The sequence below is a fragment of the Lysinibacillus sp. K60 genome (assembly GCF_019731275.1).
Taxonomy (GTDB): Bacteria; Bacillota; Bacilli; order Bacillales_A; family Planococcaceae; genus Lysinibacillus; species Lysinibacillus capsici.
Genome location: NZ_JAASJR010000002.1, coordinates 278,788 through 301,371, shown reverse-complemented (window position 1 = coordinate 301,371; position 22,584 = coordinate 278,788). Strand labels below are relative to the sequence as shown.

General features: G+C 38.2%; 23 protein-coding genes. 11 read left to right on the top strand and 12 right to left on the bottom strand.

Features of this window, described 5'->3' with window-relative positions:
* Positions 1 to 117 precede the first annotated feature (117 nt).
* The gene (locus tag HCH28_RS05255; RefSeq protein WP_221680121.1) at positions 118 to 309 is read left to right on the top strand and encodes a hypothetical protein; all 192 of its coding nucleotides are present in this window, start codon (positions 118 to 120) and stop codon (positions 307 to 309) included.
* A 146-nt stretch (positions 310 to 455) separates the two neighbouring features.
* Here the strand turns inward: HCH28_RS05255 and HCH28_RS05250 are convergent, their stop codons facing one another.
* The 4 genes from HCH28_RS05250 to HCH28_RS05235 form a co-directional block, all read right to left on the bottom strand.
* Positions 456 to 2,660, bottom strand: coding sequence for a peptidoglycan D,D-transpeptidase FtsI family protein (locus HCH28_RS05250; RefSeq protein ID WP_221680120.1), 2,205 nt, complete (start codon positions 2,658 to 2,660; stop codon positions 456 to 458).
* A 279-nt stretch (positions 2,661 to 2,939) separates the two neighbouring features.
* A complete protein-coding gene (locus HCH28_RS05245) occupies positions 2,940 to 3,545 on the bottom strand; it encodes a superoxide dismutase (RefSeq protein ID WP_016995356.1) in 606 nt (201 codons plus the stop codon).
* 175 nt (positions 3,546 to 3,720) lie between these two features.
* Positions 3,721 to 4,200, bottom strand: a complete 480-nt coding sequence (locus HCH28_RS05240) for a DUF456 domain-containing protein (protein ID WP_004230999.1) — start codon at positions 4,198 to 4,200, stop codon at positions 3,721 to 3,723.
* 62 nt (positions 4,201 to 4,262) lie between these two features.
* Positions 4,263 to 5,894 carry a Na/Pi cotransporter family protein gene (locus HCH28_RS05235; protein ID WP_221680119.1) on the bottom strand — a complete coding sequence of 544 codons (1,632 nt, stop codon included), beginning with the start codon at positions 5,892 to 5,894 and terminating at the stop codon, positions 4,263 to 4,265.
* A 194-nt stretch (positions 5,895 to 6,088) separates the two neighbouring features.
* Here HCH28_RS05235 and HCH28_RS05230 point away from each other — a divergent pair, with 194 nt between their 5' ends.
* From HCH28_RS05230 to HCH28_RS05215, 4 genes are all read left to right on the top strand, one after another.
* The gene (locus HCH28_RS05230; protein WP_221680118.1) at positions 6,089 to 6,607 is read left to right on the top strand and encodes a DUF1189 family protein; all 519 of its coding nucleotides are present in this window, start codon (positions 6,089 to 6,091) and stop codon (positions 6,605 to 6,607) included.
* A gap of 52 nt (positions 6,608 to 6,659) precedes the next feature.
* Positions 6,660 to 7,004 (top strand): hypothetical protein, encoded by a 345-nt coding sequence (locus HCH28_RS05225; protein ID WP_221680117.1) that lies wholly within the window; start codon positions 6,660 to 6,662, stop codon positions 7,002 to 7,004.
* A gap of 96 nt (positions 7,005 to 7,100) precedes the next feature.
* Positions 7,101 to 8,216, top strand: coding sequence for a flavodoxin-dependent (E)-4-hydroxy-3-methylbut-2-enyl-diphosphate synthase (ispG, locus tag HCH28_RS05220; RefSeq protein WP_221680116.1), 1,116 nt, complete (start codon positions 7,101 to 7,103; stop codon positions 8,214 to 8,216).
* A 12-nt stretch (positions 8,217 to 8,228) separates the two neighbouring features.
* Positions 8,229 to 8,801: a 5' nucleotidase, NT5C type gene (locus HCH28_RS05215; protein WP_221680115.1), complete on the top strand. Its 573-nt coding sequence runs from the start codon at positions 8,229 to 8,231 to the stop codon at positions 8,799 to 8,801.
* Positions 8,802 to 8,860: 59 nt separating this feature from the next.
* On the opposite strand, the gene HCH28_RS05210 is transcribed toward HCH28_RS05215, so the two are convergent.
* From HCH28_RS05210 to HCH28_RS24925, 3 genes are all read right to left on the bottom strand, one after another.
* Complete coding sequence (locus HCH28_RS05210) at positions 8,861 to 10,948, bottom strand: methyl-accepting chemotaxis protein (protein WP_221680114.1); 2,088 nt, start codon at positions 10,946 to 10,948, stop codon at positions 8,861 to 8,863.
* Between the two features lie 159 nt (positions 10,949 to 11,107).
* On the bottom strand, positions 11,108 to 13,195 hold the full coding sequence (locus HCH28_RS05205) for a methyl-accepting chemotaxis protein (RefSeq protein WP_221680113.1): 2,088 nt from the start codon (positions 13,193 to 13,195) through the stop codon (positions 11,108 to 11,110).
* Positions 13,196 to 13,352: 157 nt separating this feature from the next.
* A complete protein-coding gene (locus HCH28_RS24925) occupies positions 13,353 to 13,481 on the bottom strand; it encodes a hypothetical protein (RefSeq protein WP_004227289.1) in 129 nt (42 codons plus the stop codon).
* Between the two features lie 198 nt (positions 13,482 to 13,679).
* On the opposite strand from HCH28_RS24925, the gene HCH28_RS05200 reads away from it, so the two are divergent.
* The 6 genes from HCH28_RS05200 (at position 13,680) to HCH28_RS05175 (ending at position 18,169) form a co-directional block, all read left to right on the top strand.
* Entirely contained in the window at positions 13,680 to 14,165 is a 486-nt protein-coding gene (locus tag HCH28_RS05200) for a hypothetical protein (RefSeq protein WP_255600882.1), read from the top strand.
* Positions 14,166 to 14,317: 152 nt separating this feature from the next.
* Entirely contained in the window at positions 14,318 to 14,722 is a 405-nt protein-coding gene (locus HCH28_RS05195; protein ID WP_312128482.1) for a MerR family transcriptional regulator, read from the top strand.
* Between the two features lie 32 nt (positions 14,723 to 14,754).
* Positions 14,755 to 16,089: a hemolysin family protein gene (locus tag HCH28_RS05190; protein ID WP_221680111.1), complete on the top strand. Its 1,335-nt coding sequence runs from the start codon at positions 14,755 to 14,757 to the stop codon at positions 16,087 to 16,089.
* A 91-nt stretch (positions 16,090 to 16,180) separates the two neighbouring features.
* On the top strand, positions 16,181 to 16,585 hold the full coding sequence (locus HCH28_RS05185; protein WP_004227282.1) for a hypothetical protein: 405 nt from the start codon (positions 16,181 to 16,183) through the stop codon (positions 16,583 to 16,585).
* Between the two features lie 138 nt (positions 16,586 to 16,723).
* Complete coding sequence (locus tag HCH28_RS05180) at positions 16,724 to 17,173, top strand: helix-turn-helix transcriptional regulator (RefSeq protein ID WP_009370152.1); 450 nt, start codon at positions 16,724 to 16,726, stop codon at positions 17,171 to 17,173.
* 261 nt (positions 17,174 to 17,434) lie between these two features.
* Positions 17,435 to 18,169: a metallophosphoesterase gene (locus HCH28_RS05175; protein WP_221680110.1), complete on the top strand. Its 735-nt coding sequence runs from the start codon at positions 17,435 to 17,437 to the stop codon at positions 18,167 to 18,169.
* Between the two features lie 69 nt (positions 18,170 to 18,238).
* Here HCH28_RS05175 and cyoE read toward each other — a convergent pair whose 3' ends face one another.
* The 5 genes from cyoE to HCH28_RS05150 form a co-directional block, all read right to left on the bottom strand.
* Positions 18,239 to 19,189, bottom strand: coding sequence for a heme o synthase (gene cyoE, locus HCH28_RS05170; RefSeq protein WP_131520585.1), 951 nt, complete (start codon positions 19,187 to 19,189; stop codon positions 18,239 to 18,241).
* Positions 19,190 to 19,502: 313 nt separating this feature from the next.
* On the bottom strand, positions 19,503 to 20,156 hold the full coding sequence (locus tag HCH28_RS05165) for an alpha/beta hydrolase (RefSeq protein ID WP_221680109.1): 654 nt from the start codon (positions 20,154 to 20,156) through the stop codon (positions 19,503 to 19,505).
* Positions 20,157 to 20,194: 38 nt separating this feature from the next.
* Entirely contained in the window at positions 20,195 to 20,752 is a 558-nt protein-coding gene (locus tag HCH28_RS05160; RefSeq protein WP_221680108.1) for a hypothetical protein, read from the bottom strand.
* 423 nt (positions 20,753 to 21,175) lie between these two features.
* Complete coding sequence (locus HCH28_RS05155) at positions 21,176 to 21,877, bottom strand: tetratricopeptide repeat protein (RefSeq protein WP_221680107.1); 702 nt, start codon at positions 21,875 to 21,877, stop codon at positions 21,176 to 21,178.
* 100 nt (positions 21,878 to 21,977) lie between these two features.
* Positions 21,978 to 22,457 (bottom strand): thioredoxin family protein, encoded by a 480-nt coding sequence (locus HCH28_RS05150; protein ID WP_112118231.1) that lies wholly within the window; start codon positions 22,455 to 22,457, stop codon positions 21,978 to 21,980.
* Between the last annotated feature and the right edge of the window lie 127 nt (positions 22,458 to 22,584).

Genomic DNA, 22,584 nt, shown 5'->3' with positions numbered 1-22,584 from the left:
CGTTTGTAAAGATGAATTTACAATAGGGGAAACTTGCTTCCTATAGGAAAGGTGTTATAATAAGCAATTGTGTTAGGAAATATTTATTTTAATGATAAGGAGCGTTTGACCTTTGTCATGAAACATGCAAAAGTACAAAATGTCGATTATTTTAAAACATATTTATCATTAGTAATGGAACATCGGGACTACACACTTCAAGAGGCGGTTGATTTTATGCTAGCTTCTTATTTCTATAACAATATAGAGCTTTATGGGGTAAAACCAAGAGAGCAATTTGAATTAGCCATTCAGCAATTATCCGCATAAAGGCACTAAATATCTGAAAGGGGCGTTTTGCTATGCAAACGCCCCTTTCCATTACTCATGACTAGTCTTAAAAAAAGTAAAAATAAAACGGATTTGGGAAATAATTTTTCCAAATCCGTTTTGTATTAGCGCGTATCCAATACCCTTTATTCCTGCTCATTCTCTCCAATTTTTTCTTCCGTAATCGCTGGTAAAATTGGCTGTTTCACATTACTATCTGTTACTTTTTCAGCTTGATATTTAGCTTTTAATTCAAAATACTTATCTAAAGAACGTCTAGCAATGACATTATTTTGATAGTAGTGTGGAGCTAAATTTGTATTAACCCATGGGATCACAACTGCATAGGCAATTTCAGGATTTTCATATGGGGCAAAGCCAACATGCGTTAAATTAATCGTATTTGTGCCGTAATGCTCACGTAATGGACCATAATACACTACCTCTGCAGTCCCTGTTTTCCCTGCTGCTGTATATGGAGCATCGGCAAATTGTGCTCGTGCTGTACCATGTGAACCAGTATATACACGACGTAGCCCTTGCTTTACATAATCGATCTCTTCTTTAGGATTATCAATTTGATTCAAAATAGTTGGACCTACTTCGGTTACTAATTGTCCTAATTGCTTTCCATCCTGAGATGGGTCACGAACCTCTTTCACAACATGTGGCTGAATACGATAGCCACCATTGGCAACTGTCGAAATATATTGCGCAAGTTGAAGCGGTGTATACGTATCATACTGACCAATAGCCAAGTCGAGTGTTTTACCACCCATTGTAGGACCTGATGGACCACTCACTCCGCTAAATTCATTTGGTAAATCAATGCCTGTTTTCACACCTAAACCAAATTGCGCATAATTATTACGCATTTTTGAGAACGTATCGTCCTTTAAGCGTAATGGCATACCATAACTATAAGGTGTTCCATTAAGCAGCAACGCAATTTTAAACATATAGGAGTTGGAAGAACGTTCTAATGCCAACAAGTCATTCATCGGAATATATCCAGCCCTGTTAAAAATAGATGTTTTCGGATCCGTGCTAGCTAATTTAATCGGCTCGTCTCCCATTGAAGTACCCATCGAAATAACGCCCTGATTGTAGCCAGTGAGAACTGTTGCTGCTTTAACAGATGAACCTGCCTCATAAGCCGTGGTAAACGATCCATATGCATAGTCAACGACTTCATTTTGCCCTGTCTCGGGATTTTTTTCTATTTTCTTACCTACCATCGATAAAATGTCGCCTGTATTTGGATCCATCATAATTAGGAAGGCGCGATCTAATAGATAGGAGCCTGGAAGTGCTTTTAAGTTAAGCAGTTCTTCTTCTACAATCTTATCCGTTTCAGCCTGCAGCTCACTATCCAATGAAAGGATTAAGTCTTTACCTGGCTCCCCTTCATAGGTTGTAACTGTATCGACTACCTGACCTTTTTTATTGGTAATATTTTTCACAACTGTTTTTTGACCTTGTAGTAATTCTTCATATTGTGCTTCAATGTAACTTTCTCCCACACGGTCATTACGTGAGTAGTCACGTGCTAAATAGTAATTGAGCTTCTCTTTCGGTATCCCTTTTGTTGGGACCGTTGTACGTCCAAGAATAGATAAAGATGATAATTTGACACGTTTCCAGTCTGTTGTTGTATTAACACCTGGTAGTTCAGTTAAACGCTCAGATACACGAGCAAATTCATCTGCTGATACATTTTCACTTTTAATAATTTGAGGAGATAGATTATAGCCAGATACCATTTCACGATAAATCGCTAATACCTCTAAATCTGCCTCTGTTAATTGTAAAAGTTCTTCGTTTGTGATACGTTCCCGTACCAGTTTATCAATCTCTGCATTAATTTGACTTGTTGTAATATTTTCTTGTGCATTAATCTTTGCTTTTTCTGCCTCTGTAACTTTTTCATAGGCAGCATCATGATTTTGTAGTATCCAGAAATCCTGTTTATCACGCAATGTGACACGCTTTGTTGGCTGTTCAATCAATTGTGCCAGCTTTTTCGCGATATCAAGCATCTCCTCTGTTGTGGTCGTTTGCATTTTCGTATACGTTATGGCATTTTCTGGGTGATTATCTACTAAAATACGACCATAACGATCATACATGCGTCCCCTTGGTACACTTGTGTTGACAGGAACCTCTTCTGTACGCTCTAAAATACGTACATAATCTTCCCCTTTGACGATTTGCATATAGCCAAGTCTAAAAATTAACATTGAAAATACGATAAATATTGCAAAGAAAAGGATATTCATACGAAATGTTAAGTTAGAATGATGTTTTGCTTTAACACTCGCCGCGCGATTTTTTCCTGGTGCTTTGCGCATATGTATTCCCCTCCTCATCTTCTGATCATTTCAATACACGATACCTAGTATACCATTCGAAGGTATGACAGAAAAGCACGCACTTTCGATTTCTTATGTAAAACATCATTTATTTGACGGTACTTTATGGAGAAAGGTTGCCCTATTCCATGCTATCCTTTTATTTCAGCTTCATTATCCTGATATTTTTAAATTCTAACTCTTAATTTGCTGTTTTATCCAACAAAAAAAGGCTATGCCCCGTGAATGCTCACTTTAGGCACAGCCAATTATTCGTTATTATTTTGCAGCTTGGAATTTAGCTTCTACTACATCCCAGTTTACTACGTTCCAGAAAGCACCGATGTAATCTGGACGACGGTTTTGGTAGTTTAGGTAGTATGCATGTTCCCATACATCTAAGCCTAAAACTGGAGTTTTCCCTTCCATTACTGGAGAGTCTTGGTTTGGAGTAGACGTAACAGCAACTGAGTCACCATCAACGATTAACCAAGCCCAACCTGAACCAAAGCGAGTTGTAGCAGCTTTAGCAAATTCTTCTTTGAAAGCATCAAAAGAACCGAATTTAGCATCGATTGCTTTTGCTACTTCACCAACTGGTGTATTTGAACCGCCTGGAGCGATTACTTCCCAGAATAATGTATGGTTAGCATGTCCGCCACCGTTGTTGCGTACAGCAGTTTGTTTGTCAGCTGGAAGAGCATCTAGGTTTGCGATTAAGTCGTTAATGTCTTTTTCTGCAAATTCAGTACCTTCTACTGCTGCGTTTAAGTTTGTTACATAAGTATTGTGGTGTTTAGAATGGTGAATTTCCATTGTTTTTGCATCGATATGTGGTTCTAATGCGTCATAAGCGTAAGTTAATTGTGGTAATTCGTAAGCCATTGTTAAGTTCCTCCCTAAAATAAGAAATAATTAGTACATCCTTAGATTATCAAAATTGGTCAAACCATTCAACGAAAAATACTTCAATTTGAAGATTTCAGCCTTTTGACCGAAATACCGATATGTTTACTATCTTACCCTTTACTCACACTCACTAAACCTTAAAAGTGAGGCATTAAATGGCGATAAAAAATACAATAATCATAACAATTTGAATAACAGCCTTGACAACAGTAGATGTTAAAAAGCCAATTAAAGAACCGACACCACTTTTCACTGCCTCACTAAATGTACGTTTCTCAACGATTAGTTCCGCAATCACAGCCCCTAAAAATGGTCCAATTAAAATCCCTGCCACAGGGATCACAAATGGACCAATTAATAACCCGATGGTGCTCCCCCACATGCCAGCATTGGAACCACCAAACTTTTTGATACCAAACGCATTTGCCACAGTATCCGCCCCAAATAACAACACGACAAATAGTATTTCAATGACCCAAAACCACCAGCTTAGCTCTGCGAATGAGAAAAATAAGCCATAGAGCAAAAATCCACCGACTAAAAACAGTACTCCGGGAATAATTGGATACACTAAACCAATAAATGAAATAATAAAGCAGGCAATCACTAAGATCCAGCCAACAACTTCCATAAAGATTCTCTCCTTTTAACGTGCATTGCCTTTCATACGAAATAACAAAGTGAAAAGTTTCATTAATGACGAATGCCTAAAATAGAATCTGCAATATTTACTGCATGGTCTCCTATACGCTCTAAGTTGCTAACGATATCCATATAAACAATTCCTGCAGCCCCGCTACACTCATTCGTGTTTAATCGGGCAATATGCTTTTGACGTAGTTTATCTTCCATATCATCAATCAGGCTTTCTAGCTCTGTTACTTCTTGAGCTAAGCTCAGGCTAGCGGTATCTAATGCTTCTATACTTTTGCGTACTGCCTCTATGGCTAAACTAAACATACCTATTAAGTCCTGTCGCGCTGATTTACTTAAGCTTACCTCGTGGTGATCCTTGTACTGTAAAAGCTCTAAAATATTTTCAAAGTGATCCCCAATTCGTTCAAAATCCCTTACATTTGTCAATAAAGTATGATGTCTTACTGAGTCTGCACGGGAAAGAGGCTGCTTAGACACCATTACTAAATAATCAGTAATTTCATTGTCTAGATGATTAAGCCCGACTTCTAGCTGTAGCACCGTTGGAATATGCTCTACCTCTCCAGATTTCATGTATAGAAACGTTTCTTCCAACCCACGCAATGCATGTTCACCCATTCGCAATACCTCTTCTTTAGCTTGACCCAGCGCAATAGCGGGTGAGGAATCAATGAATGATGGATCTAAATGCTTAGTTGTTACATTGATATTGCCATCATGTCCCGGCAGTAGCTTTGTAACTAATGCTGCGAGTCCAGCGATAAATGGTAGTTGGATCATCATATTAAATACATTGAATGAGCCATGAGCAATGGCAATTTGCATGCGAGGCTCTAAATGAAATACGCCACTAATCCACTGTACATATTGCATAAACGGTGTGAACAATAACATAAAAATAATCGTCCCAATCACATTAAATAACACATGAGCCGCTGCTGCACGCTTAGCATAAATAGAAGCACCAAGAGAAGCTAAAACTGCTGTAATGGTCGTGCCAATATTTTCTCCAAACAAAATCGGTAAAGCACTATTTAAACCAATTAATTGTTCTGCATATAAACCTTGCAATACCCCCACCGTTGCGGTAGAGCTTTGCACCAGTAAGGTGAAAATGGTTCCTAAAAATATGCCTAATATCGGTTGGTTACTTAAATGAAGCGTTAACGATGCAAAATCTGCAAGCTGGTGTAACGCCTGCATACTAGCACTCATCAACTCTAGCCCTAAAAATAAACCGCCAAAGCCAAATAGAATCTGACCAATATGTTGATACGTTGCTTTCTTTAAGAAAAATAAACAGGCAGCCCCAATTGCCAATAAAGGGTAAAAATAGAGTCCAATATTAATACCAATAATAAATGCTGTAATCGTTGTACCAATATTTGCCCCCATAATGACGCCGATTGCTTGACGCAATGTTAAAAAACCAGCACTCACTAACCCTACAGTGATGACTGTTGTGGCAGAACTTGATTGTATGCAAATCGTTACAAATATACCAACTAGGACACCCATAATAGGGTTTGTGGTAAAGCGATTTAACCATTCACGTAACCGATCATCCGCTGATTTTTGTAGCCCATCCCCCATGAATTTAATGGAAAATAAAAAGACCCCTAGCCCACCTAAAAACTGAAAGAGAATGCTTTGCCAATCTATTGTCAATTGTTTTCGCTCCAATTCCTACATCTCTACTACCCTCGTTCTAATCATTAAATGATTCCAAACAAAAAGTAAAGAAATCCTTTAACTTCTTTACATAATGTTAACATTTTAACATCAAGACCCTCCTCATTTATACTTCTTTCATATCTTGTCCTCTTTGAACATGTTAAAATATCGATTGGAGGAGATATAGCATGAAACACTCACAGCTTTTTATTGATAGTCTTATACATCCTAAAAAACTAGCAGCCTATCGTTTATTACCTATTGGAAAGGTTATTCAATATACTTTTCTACTGATTACCATTGTTTCCGTATTCTCTTTAGGTCGTTTTGCAGCAGGTATGTCCGTTGATACATTCGATATGGACAGTTTAACTGGTTTAACAGATTACATAGAGGGCATTAAATGGCTCTTATATCCATTCACCTTCCTAATGCTTTTCGTCGTGACAACAATGCTTATTTTTGCACAAATTGCCCTTTATGCTTTAGCAGGTTTATTTATCTTGAAAGCGATGAAGCGTCGGGGTGAGTATCGCCATATCTGGAGAACAACTACCTTTGCGATCACTTGGGCTACGTTACTTTCGATGTTAGCAGACTATCTGCCCGTTAGTAGTACTGTTATCACTGTACTATCTTTATTTTTAACCATTTCTCTATTAATTGTGGCCTTTACAAAATATCCAAAACAACCAAATTTAAAATAATGTGCATGAATCCCCTCTCTTCTCAATATAGTGTAGAAAAGGAGGGGATTTTTTGCGAGCATTCATCTTAACAACTATCATTATCGTAATTGCCTTTGTCGTCAAAGTAGATTTAACAGAAGGGTCCATCCCACTTGCGGCTTTATCCACAAAGACCTCAGAAAATGGACTTTGTGAACAACAGCGTGAGCCAAATTATATTACTGTACAAACGATTGAAGGAGATACCATCCATAGTTTATTTGCTCTACACCCTGCTAAAGTTCCCATGACCTTTCCAGAACGCTTACAACTTTTTTACAACTTAAACCCACACTTACAATTACAAGCACTAGTTCCAGGTGAAAATATCAAGCTTCCTCTCTCATTTGAGCTTGAAAACAAATGCGGAAAATGAAAAGTTAGCGTTTCTTCCTTGTCCTTATTTTCTTACACTGCTAAAATAAATGACAGTGACGGCTGAAAATAGTGGCCCGAAAAGGAGAGAAAGTTAATGAGTGAAATTTGTCACCGTACAAATACACGTCCTGTACGTGTCGGTAACTTAACAATTGGTGGTAGTAATGAATTATTCATTCAAAGTATGTGTACAACCAAAACACATGATGTAGATGCAACAGTGGCAGAGATTCTTCGACTTGAAGAAGCAGGCTGTCAAATAGTTCGAGTTGCAGTTCCAGATGAGCGTGCTGCAGATGCAATTGCCGAAATCAAAAAACGTATCCATATTCCTTTAGTAGCTGATATTCATTTTGACTATAGATTAGCATTAAAAGCCATTGAAAATGGTATCGATAAAGTACGTATTAACCCAGGTAATATTGGTCGTAAAGAAAAAGTGGAGGCTGTCGTGAATGCGGCTAAAGCAAAGGGTATTCCAATTCGTATTGGTGTAAATGCCGGTTCATTAGAGCGTCATATTTTAGAAAAATACGGCTATCCAACGGCTGATGGTATGGTTGAGTCTGCTCTTCACCATATTAAAATTTTAGAAGACTTGGACTTCCACGACATTATTGTATCGATGAAGGCATCTGACGTTAATCTTGCCATTGAAGCCTATGAAAAGGCGTCTAAGGCTTTTAATTATCCGCTACATTTAGGAATTACAGAATCAGGTACACTGTTTGCTGGTACTGTAAAATCAGCGGCTGGACTTGGAGCCATCCTATCAAAAGGAATTGGTAACACATTACGTATTTCACTTTCAGCAGACCCTGTTGAGGAAATAAAAGTAGCACGTGAACTATTAAAATCCTTTGGTCTAGCTTCTAATATGGCAACATTGATCTCTTGTCCAACATGTGGACGCATTGAGATTGATTTAATTTCCATTGCGAATGAAGTAGAAGAATATATTTCTAAATTGAAGGTACCTTTAAAAGTAGCAGTATTAGGCTGTGCGGTAAACGGTCCTGGAGAAGCGCGTGAGGCAGATATCGGTATTGCTGGTGCCCGTGGTGAAGGCTTATTATTCATGAAGGGGAAAACAGTCCGTAAAGTGCCAGAAGAAACAATGGTGGAAGAACTGAAGAAAGAAATTGATAAATTAGCAGCAGAAATGGAAGAAAAACGCGCAGCGGAAGAAGCTCAAAAAGCGAATGCCTAAGGAGGTGCTAGCATGAAGAAGCCCCGCTTTGGTATTGATATTGATGGGACTGTGACATGTCCAAGTACACTCATTCCACATATTAATAAACAGTACAATGTAAATATTACGCTGGATGATGTTTGTGAATATGATTTTTTATCTGCCTTCCCACACCCTATTGACCGAAGTGCCTTTAATACTTGGTTTAAGGAAAATGAACCTTACATGTATGAAGTCTCTGAGGTGGCAAAAGATGCAAAAAATATTCTAAGCGCTTGGAAAAATAATTTTGAGCTGTATTATATTTCTGCACGAGGTGAAAATGTAGCAGACATCACGGTCGATTGGTTTAAATCGCAAGCTATACCTTACGACCATATCGAGCTTCTCGGCAGCCATGATAAACTAGCCGCTGCAAAAAAACATAATGTAGAAGCTTTCTTTGAGGATAAGCATGATAATGCGGTGATGCTGGCAGAGGAGTTAAAAATACCTGTTGTGTTATTTGATACACCTTATAATCGTCTTGCCGTTCCTAATAATGTTGTAAGGGTTTATAACTGGCAGGAAGCGAATCAATTTATTACACACTTCTTCAAATAAGTATAAGAGCTGTACGCAAAGTTGGATGAAAATTTCACCTTGCCTACAGCTCTTTTAATTTAATATTGAAATTTAGCTAGTGCTGCCTGTAAGGAGTCCGTCATAGCTGTTAATTGTTGGGCTTTGCTATTGATGTCATGAACCGCTAAATTTTGCTGTTCCATCGTTGCCAATAGTTCCTCTGTTCCTGCTGAGGATTGTTGGCTAACAGCCGTCATATTTTCCACTGCACGTACAACCTCCTGCGTCTCCCTTTGAATGACACTGGAGGCAGCTGTCACATTATCGATTTGCGCTACTGTATCGACAATATGGCGTAAAATCGCATCAAGTGCCTGCTTATTGGCATCAATATATTGCGTATTGTTTTCCACAGCTAAGACAACACTTTGCATAGCATCACTAGCCTTTGCTGCTTCTCTAACAACCATATCAATAATGGAGGCGATTTGGCTTGTTGATTTGGCTGATTCTTCAGCAAGCTTCCGTACTTCCTCTGCCACAATTGAAAAGCCCTTGCCATGCTCACCTGCACGAGCAGCTTCTATCGCCGCATTTAATGCTAATAAATTTGTTTGACCTGCAATTGCATTAATGACTTGTAAAATACGATTAATTTCTGTTGATTGGTCGCTGAGCTGTTGGACGACCATAGCTGTCAGTGACACTTTTTCCGACATCACTTCCATCCCTTGAATAGACTGCTCTGCATGAATTAAACCTTGTTTAGAAGACGCTGTTGTAAGCTGAGAATCCTGAAGCATTTCTTCAATTGCCATTTGAATTGCTTGCAATTTCTGCTCAACCTCATGTGTAACGCCTAATGTGGTAGACGCCTGTTCGGCTTGTACGGTAGCACCTGTCGCCAACTCACTTGTTGTTGTTAACACCTGTTCGATACTGATGCTCATATCATTGGTAGAAGCACGTAATTCTCCGCTGTATAGATTCACCTGATTGGAAATATGTGTAGCCGCTTGTAACAGCTCGCGCATATTGTCTGTCATATGATTCATTGCATGTGCAAGCTCGCCAATTTCATCCTTCGAACGAACCTGTAACGGCTCCACTGCTAAATTTCCACCAGCAATGGTTTTGACCTGTTCCACTGTCTGAACCACTGGTTTGACGATCCGCTGAGCTATCCAAGTAATGGCACCAACTAATACAATAATACCAATAATAGCTAGTAATATTGATAACCACATTGCCTCACTTGCGGCTGCCATTACCTCATCAGATGGAATAATTACCTGCAATGCCCACGGTGTCGACGTTTGACCAATTTGGATAGGTGAGACAGCAATAAAGGAAGCTTCTTGTAAATAGGATGAATAATCCTCTACTAGATAGGATTTGCCCTGTTCAACAGCAGACAAAACTTTATCCGCACTTTTATATTTTTCCATTTCAGTCACTGGTCTATTGACATAATCAGGAGATGGATGGGCAACAAATGTCCCCTTATGAGATACTATGGCACTATACCCTGTATCATAGAGTACATTTTCATTATTAATGGCTACCAATGTTTCTAAGCTTATATCAATTCCAACAAGACCAACGACTTTTCCATCTATTTGAATAGGTATAGCTGTGGAAGTCATCAATACATCTTGACCATCAATTGGGTAAATTAGCGGCTCTAAAATAACCTCTTGTTTCAACGTTTTAGGTAATACATAATAATCACTAGTTTCATAGTCTTCTAGAGGAGCAAGCGTCACACCATTGTTGCTGCGTGCCCAATAGGGAAGGAAACGACCTGATGCATCATGCCCTTTCGAATTGGCAAAATGAGCATCTTGTCCATCAAAGGCATTTGGCTCCCAAATCGTCCAAACCCCTAGGAAGGTATCATTTTGTTCGAGTAATTGTTTGAGCATCTCGTTTGCTAAATCACGATCTCCCTTATGATTGGCTACCATTGTTTGAAGATTAGAGGCTACTGTCCTTGCTGTATCCATCGCATAATCAAGTTCCATTTGCATTTGATATGCACTTTCGGACGCCCGCGATTGAGCGAGCTGTCGTGCATCCTCCACTGCTAATGAATTAGTTTTTACAATATTGACACTTAAAATAATGATGAACACAATCATCATTGTAGATAACGTTGTCAGTAATATTTTATGTAGTAATTTCATATGTACCAGCTCCCGCCTATAGCAACTAAATAAATAATAGCATTTATACGTCAATAAATAACTAAATATTCAGAAAAATAATTCTTATAGAATTTAACTTACAATATAGCTGCATGTCATCCCGTTGTACATAAGATGACACGCAGCCTTAGTTCTCTACTAAAAATGGAATTTTGCTAGTGTTTGTTGTAAGGAGTTCGTCATACCAGATAAGCTTTCTGCCATATTTTTCAGCTCATGAACCGCGGTATTTTGCTGCTCCATCGTTGCTAATAGCTCCTCTGTTCCTGCTGAGGACTGCTGGCTGACAGCTGTCATATTTTCCACTGCCCGGACTACCTCTACTGTTTCCGTTTGAATTAAATGAGAGGCAGTTGTCACTTCGTCGATTTGCGCTACAGTATCAACGATATGCTGTAAGATGGCATCAAGTGCTTGTTTATTGGCATCAAGATACTGTGTGTTGGTTTGCACAGCAGCCACAACATTTTGCATGGCATCGCCTGCTTTGACAGTCTCCTTCACAACCGTATCAATAATAGCTGCTATTTGACTCGTCGATTTGGCGGACTCCTCTGCAAGTTTGCGTACTTCCTCTGCTACGACTGAGAAGCCTTTTCCATGCTCTCCTGCACGAGCAGCCTCTATCGCAGCATTAAGTGCAAGTAAATCCGTTTGACCTGCAATAGCATTTATGACTTGTAAAATACGATTAATTTCAGTCGATTGGTCACTCAGCTGCTGGACAACAGATGCTGTTAATGTGACTTGCTCCGACATCGCCTCCATGCCTTGAATCGATTGTTCCGCATGAACCAAACCTTGCTTAGATGCCTGCGTAGTCTCCTGAGAGCGATGAGTCATTTCCTTGATTGCCGCTTGAATAGCTTGCAATTTCTGCTCTACCTCTTGCGTTACACCTAGCGTTAGGGCTGCGTGCTCAGCTTGTAGGGTTGCTCCTGTCGCTAACTCACCTGTTGTCGTTAGCACTTGATCGATACTCACACTCATATTATTTGTGGAAGACATGAGTCGATCACTAAAGGTACTTGCCTGATTTGAAATTTGCGTTGCTTCCTGAATCAATGTTCGTGTATTACTTGTCATGATATTGACAGCCTTTGCTAAATGACCAAGCTCGTCCTTGCTATCCTCCGCTAATGGCTCCACTGCTAAATTTCCATCTGCAATCGCTTGCACCTGCTCCACTGTCATTACGATAGGTCGAACAATTCGACGAATAAGCCATGTTAGCACGATTATAAGATAAATAAGGCCAGCAACGCCTATGATGACCATCGTCCATGTGAGTTTTGTTGTTTGTGCTAACACTTCTTTAGTCGGTACTGTGACAAGCAATGACCACGGAGTTTCCGTTTTTCCAATATGAATGGGAGCAGTGACAATATAGCTATCCTCTTGTAAATAGCTTGAAAAATCTTGAATAACGGAAGCCTTGCCCTGCTGAATGGCTGTTTGAATCTCGTTTCTATATGTATACTGTTCTTGCTCAGCAAATGGCTTTGTCACATAATCATTATTTGGATGTGTCACAAACATGCCATTATTCGAGATAATCGAACCAAAGCCACTCTCAAATAATTTTACTTGTTGGCTTAGTTGAGCGAATGTTTCTAAACTCATATCCACGGCCACGATGCCTTTAAATTCATTGTCAATCGTAACAGGCACAATGATGGACGTTAATAACACATCCTTACCCGCAATAGGATAAACAAATGGTTCCAAAATCATTTCCTGTCCTTTTTGTTTCGGTAATAGATAAAAATCAGACGTATCATAATCAACAATAGGAGAAGGAACGATACGATCACCATCGCGCGTCCAAAATGGAACATAGCGTCCTGATGCATCATGTCTTTCTGTGTTTATGTATTTTTCATCTTGCGCGTCGAAGGCATTAGGTTCCCATACAGACCAAACACCCATAAATTGCTCATTATTTTTCAAAATACGTTGGAACATAGCATCTGTTAAAGCACGATCAGCCTTTTGTTCTTCCACCATTGTAGTTAAATTAGCTGCAAGCGTACGTGCTGTATCCATAGCATAATCAAGCTGAATTTGAATCTGGTTGGCGTGATCCGATGTTTCTGCTTGTGCCATTTTTTGAGCTGTTTCTATTGTTAAATTTTTTGTTTGATAAATATTCACAACTGTTATAACTGCGAATACGACAAATACTGTCCCAATGACAGTTGCGAGAATTTTCCCCAATAAATTCATATGCATCATCCCCTTTAGATAGAAAGTAATAGATATCTAACCAATTAAGCTAATTATAGCATCAGTAACCATGAGTAAAGTATCTAAATCAAGAGGAAATATGTCTTTTTTATAGATAAAAACTCCTGTTTCCAGGAGTTTTTCAAAGTTCAGCTCGCTATATGTCAAGTATGCCTCGTAGCCAACGCTCCACAAAGTTTTCAAACGTAATTCCATAATTATCATAAACAGCATGATAAACAAAGTATGTTCCTAATCGATCAAGCATTTCATCATTAATTTTCATCACAAACCGCTCCTATTCTTTTGATTTTTTACTAAATATTCAGAATTATATATTTCTCAAATGCCGAACAATCAAGTGGAGGTCGCATCGTTGCAAAACCGTCACAAACTACCGCCTTCATGCCCTTTCTTCATATTTTTCTTTTCGTTAAGATAGTTATAACAACTTACTAGACTGGAGGGACTACTTGTGAAATGGATGACAAAAGTTGCTTGTATCACATGCATCTGCGCACTACTTTCTGGCTGTGGTGGTCGATTTTCAGAAATTAAAGATGCTGCTTCAGGCATCAATTCAGCTGCTAATTCCGCAGCTAGTGCAGTTAGCCGAGATGTCCATGCAATACGTGCACTAGACATTAACTATAAAGATACATCGTTTACGGTTAATGACCTATTTAAAACTATTTTACGTGACATACGCTGGGATTATGACCTCGAAAAAAATGAGCTACATGTGAGAGGTACTTGGCAGCCTCCGCTATTTTCTGATCAGGCGTGGAGTGACGACATGAAAGAAAAGCTTGCTGAATCAGGCTTTGTGACTGTTACCTGTAAAATAATTGACGACAAAATTGATAGCGAGCAAACGAGCATAACACTTACATATAATGAAGAAATTCTCTTACAAAAAAATGGTGAGGAAGCTCTCCATCACCTATATGATACTTATTTACTTCCGTAAACTTAGGAACGTCTCTACCATTTAATCATGGCAGAAACGTTCTTTTTTTGAAAAAAATCTTATAATTTCGAAATATCAAAGGCTATCATTTGAATAAACTAAAACCATCACGTTATAATCAAAGTATCACGTGATGGTTTGGAGGTGTTTGCATTGGGACAGAAAAATTAAAGATTGGCGAGCTTGCAGAAAAAACAGGCATTACTAAACGAACAATCGATTACTATACAAATATTGGTTTGCTAGATGCAGAACGTTCTGCAGCAAATTATCGCTACTATGACCCAGCCATGATTAAACGGCTTCAATTTATTGAACAGCGCAAACAACAGGGGCTTTCACTTGTACAAATCCAACATGAACTAAACATCACACCCTATGAAGAAATCGATGTACAGGTGCTTCGTTTAAAAATGCAAGATTTAGAGCATGATGTTACATCTCTGCTAGCACAAATGAACAAGCAAGATGATAAAAGAATTGAAACGATTAAGAAAAATGTTTCACCCGAAAGTATTGCATTAATGCAATCTTTATTATTACTCATTCATAATTAGGAGGTGACGTTCTGTTTTTACAGAACGACTATTTGGAGACCATAATAAACCTATCGATTTTTACCATTTTATTAGCTTTAACAGGCTTTTTCGTAGCAACAGAATTTGCCATTGTAAAAGTACGTTCCTCAAGACTTGACCAGCTGGTTGCAGAAGGCAATAAAAAAGCAGTTGCTGCGAAACATGTTGTTCAACACTTAGACGAATACTTATCAGCCTGTCAATTAGGGATTACTGTAACCGCTCTTGGTATCGGGATGGTTGGTGAAAAAACTTTTGAATTTATGCTTCACCCACTATTCGAAATGATCGGCATTTCTGATAAATATATGACAATCTTTACAATTGGAACAGCCTTTGCCATCGCTACGTTTTTACATGTAGTAGTCGGCGAATTAGCCCCAAAAACAGCTGCCATCCAAAAAGCTGAATCCATTACACTTCTTTTTGCAAAACCCATTATGTTTTTCTATAAGATCATGTATCCATTTATTTGGTTCTTGAACGGTTCTGCACGTGTGTTAGTTGGCTTATTCGGTATGAAACCTGCTAGCGAACATGAGCTATCTCATACAGAGGAAGAATTGCGATTATTACTGTCCGAAAGCTTTAAAAGTGGTGAAATCAATAAATCTGAGCTCAAATATGTTAATAACGTCTTTGAATTTGATGAACGTATTGCTCGTGAAATCATGGTTCCCCGAACAGAAATTGTTGGAATTGAACAAAATGAATCTTTTACAAACATTATTCATTACATCGCTGCTGAAAAATATACCCGTTACCCAATCTATGATGGGGACCGAGATAATATATTAGGTTTCATCAATGCGAAAGAACTATTAACCCATGGTCTACTTGAACAACTTACAGACGACTCATTAGTTCTAGAAGATTTCATAAATCCTGTCATTCGCGTAATTGAAACAATGCCCGTTCAAGAATTACTTGTACGTATGCAAAAGGAACGAATCCATATGGCCATCCTAATGGATGAATATGGTGGTACATCTGGTCTTGTAACAGTTGAAGATATTTTAGAAGAAATTGTTGGTGAAATTCGAGATGAGTTTGATGGTGATGAAATTGCGGATATTCGAAAAATTACAGATCATCACTATTTATTAAATGCAAAAATGCTTGTGGAAGATGTAGAAAATCTATTAAACATTACGCTGGAAGCTGAAGAAGTGGAAACATTAGGTGGTTGGTTCTTAACTGTAAATAACGGCATTAAAGCATCAAAAAATATTGAACTAGGCTCCTATATTTTTAGCATCTATGAGCAACAAGGTCATCAAATTCATTATATTGAGGTTCGTCCTCTTCGAAAAAATCTACTTCTTAAAACAGAGGTTCAATCGTAACTGTAGGAAACAGTATTCCTTATTCCATTATTAGCCATTTCACTATATAATGAATAGAGAAAAATGATTTTAGTTGTAGGGGGCCATACACATGACATTATTTAAGCTATATCATTCAGATGGTATTCACATTATTACTGATGTAAAGAAACACAAAACAAATATTGAGTTAAAAACAATCACGGGAGAAGTTCTATTTATTATCGTGGTAACAGATGAAAATTACACAGTCTACGATGATCGTTTTGCAGGAGCTTCCAAGCAATTAAATTCAGTTGAAGCTTTCGATATTGATGGGAGTTTTCGTAGTTTAGATTTCGATAATATGCGCTCACTATTTAAAGAATCTTTTACAAAGCTATTACAAGAGATTGCTGTGTGTGTCAAAAATAAAGAGGAGCTTGTGGATATTGATACACTCCGCCATAAAGTCAGCGCTCAGATTAAAGGCATCCACTTCAGAGTGATCTCGGATACGAAAAAATATGAAATCTAACATCCAACAGACTGTCCATTAGGGGCAGTCTGTTTCAATTTTACGCGATCTCAGCCACTTCCTAAGGTGAAAGAAAAACACGCTTCTTTACTTTCATGTATAATAGAACTTAACAATCTGAAAATAAGGGGTGTTAGGATGAATCGTGAACAATTAATCACACTCGTTTCAGAAAAACTGAAATTAATCCGTACAGAAAAAGCTTTCACACAGGATCAAATGAGTGATTTACTAGGATTATCAAAAAAAACACTTGTCCAAATTGAAAAGGGCCGTATACTAGCTGGCTGGACAACCACTGTTACAGTTTGCACATTGTGTCGAGACAGTACGATTTTACAGCATGAACTTGGTGGTGATCCATTAGAGGTTGTAGATTTAATCGCAAATAATGGAACATTGCAGCCAAAGGAGAAAACAATGGGTGGATACATATGGTGGAAAAACATTCAGGAGTATGGTGGTTTTCGACTACAGCAAAACGTCATCAGTCAGCATTATCGCATTTTAGACAGCAATAATTTTCGCCTCATTTCAACCTTTGATGAACAAATAGCGAAGCAAGCATGGGAAAAACTACAGATATAATTTTTAAGTCAAACAGTAGGAGCATTGCAATTTGCTTCTGCTGTTACGTTTCAAGCATTTCCCCTCCTCTCATAACTCATCTTCTCTAGACAAATGAATAAAGCTATAAAATCATCCTTCATATGATAAACATAGTAGTAGGAGAATTGTTTCTTTAAAAATTCTATGAAAAAAGCTAGGAGAAGCTAGAAAAGTCGAAACTTGTAGAATAATTCTCTATACTTAAGGGTAAAGCTGTACTATTAGAAAGGATGCTCGTACATGAACCGTATACTAGCAATTAGTGACATACATGGAGAATTAGGGCTACTGGAAGAACTATTATTAAAAGCAAACTATGACCCAATCAACGACCAGCTTTTTCTTCTTGGTGATTATATTGATAGAGGGCCCTCTTCTAGTGGTGTGTTAAATTTAGTGAGTGAACTACAGACAAAAGGTGCACGCGTTTTACTAGGCAATCATGAGGCGATCATGCTCAATGCATGTCGTTCAGGCCTTGCTAAGCCATGGAACCATTGGGTAGGACTTTGTGGTGGTGAGGCTACATTAGCAAGCTACGGTTATCAGTTGGCAGACTTTGAGGAAGCCATCCAAAGTAATACACTACCTAGCTTTATTAAAACGCTCCCTAAGCTCGAAGAACATTTACAGTTAATCGAGACATTTGAAATATATATTGAGTTAGAGGATGCTATTTTCGTCCACGGTGGCGTTGTGCCAGGTGCTGCAATAGCCGAAACTGACCCCATGCGCTTACTTTGGATTCGTGAGGAATTCCACGCAGGCTATCAAGGGGAAAAAACAATAATCTTCGGCCATACCCCTACTTATAACCTGCATCATGATCCAACTGATTATCGTGTTTATTTCGGAGAAAATAATATTATTGGCATTGACGGTGGAGCTGTGTTTGGCGGACGGTTACATGCATTCGAATGGCCTAGTCGCCAAATCATTTCTGTCGATAATAAAAAACCAACAAGTAACGAGTAAACTTGTTGGTTTTTATTTTCGTAATTGTTTTCGCACTACTTATTTTTTTCAGGGCAATTTTTGAAAAAATTAATATAACTTAAAAATAACTCCTACTAGCGAGTACACAATGACTGTTGAGAATAGTATAGTCATATGGAATAGGGAAAAAACAAACATTTTGGTAGCCCATTTCACTTGATCTGTATTACTATGATAACCGTAAATACTCATCACTAGCCAAGCAACACTTAAGATCAATGCCACAAGCATGATGCCTACACTTAGCGAGCCAAATAAAAAGCTTGATAGAATCAATAATATTAAATAGAAATTGGTTTGATAATACGTTCGACGCATCCCTTTGATAACTGGTAGCATGGGCACACTGGCTGCTTCATAGTCTACACGTTTGCGAATGGCAATAGCATAGAAATGTGGCATTTGCCAAATGACCATAACAAAAAATAAACCAAGTATCGCTGGGTGTGTAATATCTGTAGATACAGCAGACCAACCAATTAATGGTGGCACCGCACCACTAATACTACCGATTTCTGTATTATATATCGTACGACGCTTTGTCCACATTGTATAAGGGACTACATATAGGAATACACCTAATAATCCAAATGCCGCTGCTAAAGGTGACGCAAGTGCCAACACTGCTACTCCAATAATTAACATTACAACAGCTAATGATAACGTCGATTTTGCTGACATTTCACCTGTTACAGTTGGTCTGCTTTGTGTACGAGGCATAATTGCATCAATATCACGATCATAGACATTATTAAAGGCCCCTGCAGCTCCAATGACAAGGGCGGAACCGATTGTTGAAAAAATGATTTCTGGTATATTGTCTACAAACGTCATTTTATTTTTATACATGCCTAGCGTTAAACCAGCCCACATAGGTATTAAATTAGATTTGATAATCCCTGTCTTGACGGTTTGCGCTAAAATAGAAGAACGTGATGACTTCCCTCTTGTTTTTTCGGAGGATAGTGGTTTATGCTCCGTTTTCAGATTTTGTTCCATTCAGCTTAATTCCTTTTCTCCATAATTTCTACACGCTTTCATCGATAGAAAGCGACAAAATTTGCATCTAGCACATCAAATTATTATTTTACCCCTTTTAGATCTGTTCTGTCTCTCTTTTCACATAAAGTACATGTTTTTCATCTAACAAAGAACGTTCATTCACAACATCTACTATGATACCACCGACTGACGTGAATTTGAACCTTCTTGCCTCGATTCTTCCAAACACTATTGGAGAAAAATAATTTGATAATAGGTCTTATTACAGTAGGCAAAAAAACCGAGACAAATTTTTGCCTCGGATTTCCTTTTATTGAATTTCTTCCTGTAGTTGCTGTGCTAAAAATGCCACTAGATCACGAAGATTATCAGGTGTTACACCATGTCCATCTGGGTATTGTTTAAATGTCACCGTGGCACCAAATTGTTCAAAGATCTCCTTGCTTTCCATTCCCCATTGAGAAGGTATTACATAATCATAATCACCGTGCGAAATAAAAGCATGTAAATGTTCTACAGAACGAATGGCATATTCCTCCGTCACAAACTTTGGCGTATAGCCACTTAATGCAACAATACCCGTCACTAAATTCCCCATAACAAAGGCAAGTGATTGTGCTAAAACCGCACCTTGGCTAAAGCCTAAAACAAAGACTTTATGTGGATCGATTTGATATTCTTCGATGGCCTCTAATATAAATCGTTGCAGTGCAACCAACACTTTATCGAAGATTGCACGATCTGGTTGCCCCACCTCTTGAATGGTAAAAAAAGCATAGCCGGGATGTTGCGTAATTGGTCCTCGTAAGCTAAATATATGACATTGCTCTTGAAAATCCTGCACTAATTGTGGTAAATCATCTTCATGGCTGCCCATGCCATGAAGCAAAAAAATAGCGGGATATTTCTTCGTAGGGTCCATATTTGTTGGTTGTGTATGGTTAAAAGTAAATGGTGTATTCATTTAATCAAATTCCTTTCGCGTGAAGCTTTGTAACAAAATTAGTGTAATTTTGTTTTATTAATTAATCCATCTGTATGGTAGGCAATGTAGCCATTGACAATTCGTATCGTTTCCTGTGGGTCTGCGTCAAAGAGTATTTTTGATTGCTCTGGCGTGGATACAAGCACGGTTAATAAATCCATGCGCATGGAATGCCCAGCAGAGCTATAGGCATAATCATAAATAATCGCTTCCTCTGTCATATCTTCCGACTCATATTGCTGATGGAATAAATCCTTTGCAGCATCCAATTGCTCTGCTACTTGTTGACGAATGCGCATCTGATGCATTAATAATTCCTCTTCAAGAGCTGATGGCTTTAGCCATTCCTTAGCTTGAAGCATTTTTAGAAATTCCTGCTCCCAAGCCTGTTCATTCTCCGTAAAATAAAGCATATTCATCATCAACATGTCCCAAAAGTCCATAGATGTTGCGGCAGATTGTCGCTGCATAGTAATTGTTTCTTTAAAATGCTCTTCCACTTTTGTAATATTCATATTGCGAACTAAATGATTACATACGTTTTCTATAAACTTATTTGCCGCTTCTTGTGCCATAAAAAATCCGTCCTTTATATCTACAAATCATTTTCTTTCTTATCATACCATGATTGTGAAATATGGCAACGAACCCCGCTCACTTGATTTCTCAGTAAAAAGGACGTCTCCATATGCATTGGAGACATCCTCGCTGTGTTGGAAAACAAAATCATCTAAAGCATTTTTTGAAAGGTGAAAAGAGATTTTCGTTACAGATTACTTCGTCACAGGTGCGCCCATGGAGCGAACGCAAGTGAGTGAAGTGGCTCATCGGACACGCTGGCGGAACGGAAATCAACCCCACGCCTTGCCAAAAGGTCTTTTTTCTCTCTTGGCATAATCTTATTTCAACAAAATAAGGATGTCTCCATATACATTGGGGACATCCGCATAATATTATAAAACTATTGAAATTAGTTTTCTGTAGAAGACTCCTGAATGTTAGGAAAAAACATAGCTATCCATATTATCTACTGTATTTTGAATGGCATCTTTCAATGACCGCTGCTGTTCGCCACAAGAAGTTAGTGCATCCTCTAAAGTGATTACTGCATTCGCCATAAATGGAGCCATTTGCAAATCCTTAGCTAATTGAATAAGTACAAGCGCTTTATTCCATTTCCAACGAGGATTTGTTGGATCTAGCTGTATCGCTTGTTCTAAATAACCGAGCGCATCAAATGGCATCCAACCAAAACGATGCATCGTCTGCCCTGTGATTCCCCAATAGACAGCCTTATTCGGATTTTCCTTTACTGCTTGTTGAAAGCAGTGAACACTCTCATTGTATTGATGTGCGAATAGGAACAGCTCTCCCTGTGTAAAAAAGGATTGTGCCTTGTCTGCGGGTGTTCCAGTTTTTGCGACTTCCTCCAATTGCTGAATACGCTTCGCAAATGACTCTTCATCTTTTATTGCCCGTATTTCTACAACTAGATCTGATTCTGGATAGCTTTCATCAGCGCGTTCCACATGCTGTACTTCGATATGACCAGTTGGCTTTGGATAACGATCATATTCATATTCTTCTAATAATCGAATATACTTTTGTGCTAGTGCTTTGTCTGCTTCATTTGTCACCTGCTTCGCTAATTCATAGCATTTCATCAGTTCACCATTATAAAAATAATCATCCATTGACATTCATCATTCCTCCAGTGTACAACTATTCAGTATTTTTAGTATACACTACAAAAACAAAAGAGACCGTATCTAAATAATTATGATACAGTCTCTTCCTTTTCTATTTATTTAACACAACCGTATTTAAGAACGTTCGTAAATCTTCTTCTTTAAGAGCTCCTACAAAGCGATTTACTTCTTTACCATCTTCGAAACGAATGAATGTTGGTGTTGCTTCAATATTATATTTTCCCCATAAATCATCGTATTCATAGACATTCAATTGAGCAATATCAACACCAAGCTCATCGGCAATTGGCATTAATACTGGTGTAAATGCTTGACAGTGTACACAGATTGGACTGAAGAAGTAAGCATTAACCGGTTCGCCCGCTTTAATTTTAGCTTCTAGTTCGTCTGGTAACATAATGTTTTGATAGTTTTCATCATCCAATTGATCAATTGTTTCTTGTTTTAGCTTTTTATCGCCATAAGGGTTATTTGCGCTTTCTAATTTACTTTTGTTTGAGACGTTGGTAAGCACAATAATTGCTGCAAATAAAACAACAATCACTGAACCAATAATTAATAATTTTTTCACTAAAGTAGTGACCTCCTTTTTTACACTAAAAGCCCTAGTTTTAGTGCATTCGCGATTGATTATAAATTGTTTTGAAAACCTAGTAAACTAATTCGCCTTTAAATGAAGATATTTCACATTTATAACA